Source organism: Streptomyces doebereineriae, from assembly GCF_031845645.1.
GTDB classification, from domain to species: domain Bacteria; phylum Actinomycetota; class Actinomycetes; order Streptomycetales; family Streptomycetaceae; genus Streptomyces; species Streptomyces canus.
On record NZ_JAVREZ010000603.1, the window covers coordinates 1 to 382 of the forward strand.

The window sequence follows — 382 nt, forward strand, 5'->3', positions numbered from 1 at the left end:
GGCCGATGGCCCCGACCAGGTCGAAGCGGCCCGCCGGGGCGGTGGCCGGGCGGTCGGCGGGGACCAGGGCGCGGATCAGCGCGCCGACCGCGAGGGCCAGGGCGGCGACCACCCAGAACAGCACCCGCCAGCTCGTGTTCTCCGCGATGGCGGCGGCGAACGGCAGGCCCAGGGCGCCGCCCACGCCCATCGACGCGCTCATGACCGCGATGGACGGGCCGAGCCGCTCCGCCGGGACGACGTCCCGCAGCAGGCTGATGCCGAGCGGCACCACGCCCATGCCGAGGCCCTGGAGGCCGCGTCCGGCGATCATCGGGATCACGGACGAGGACAGGGCGCAGACCACCGAGCCGAGGACGAGCGGTACGAGGGAGACGAGCAG

The 382-nt window shown here is 76.2% G+C and carries 1 protein-coding gene; it reads right to left on the reverse strand.

Annotation, left to right across the window (positions count from 1 at the left end; genetic code table 11):
* On the reverse strand, positions 1-382 hold a 382-nt coding region (locus tag RNB18_RS53465), incomplete at both ends, for an MFS transporter (protein WP_311721240.1).